Source organism: Streptomyces sp. DH12, assembly GCF_020873895.1.
GTDB lineage: Bacteria > Actinomycetota > Actinomycetes > Streptomycetales > Streptomycetaceae > Streptomyces.
Window position 1 is genome coordinate 1 of record NZ_JAHWGT010000494.1, and the last position, 590, is coordinate 590.

The 590-nt window shown below is 74.6% G+C and carries 1 pseudogene; it reads right to left on the reverse strand.

The window, feature by feature from the left end:
* Positions 1-76: 76 nt before the first annotated feature.
* Positions 77-590, reverse strand: a pseudogene (locus LPA54_RS35375) (pyruvate dehydrogenase (acetyl-transferring), homodimeric type); the annotation flags it as partial.

Genomic DNA, 590 nt, shown 5'->3' on the forward strand with positions numbered 1-590 from the left:
CGCCCATCATGCAAGAGGCCCCCGCCGCCACGCGCACACGCGTGACGACGGGGGCCTCCCCCTGCGAACCCGGCCGTTACAGGCCGTACTTCTCCCGGGCCTCCTTCACCGCGGTGGCCCTCACCTCGCCGCGGCGGGCGAGCTGGGCCAGGGCGGCGACGACGATGGACTCGGCGTCCACGCCGAAGTGGCGGCGGGCCGCCTCACGGGTGTCCGACAGACCGAAGCCGTCGGCGCCCAGCGAGGTGTAGTCCTGCTCGACCCACTGCGCGATCTGGTCCGGGACCTGGCGCATGTAGTCGGACACCGCCAGCACCGGTCCCTCGGCGCCCTGGAGCGCCTGCCGGACGAACGGCACCCGGTCCTCGCCGCGCAGCAGGGCCTCGTCGGCCTCCATCGCGTCGCGCCGCAGCTCGGTCCACGAGGTGGCGGACCACACGTCGGCGGCCACACCCCACTCCTCGGCGAGGAGCGCCTGCGCCTTCAGCGCCCAGTGGATCGCCGTGCCGGAGCCCAGCAGCTGGATGCGCGGGGAGTTGGCGGCGGGGGACAGGCCCGCGGACTCCGCCGTGTTGAAGCGGTACAGGCCC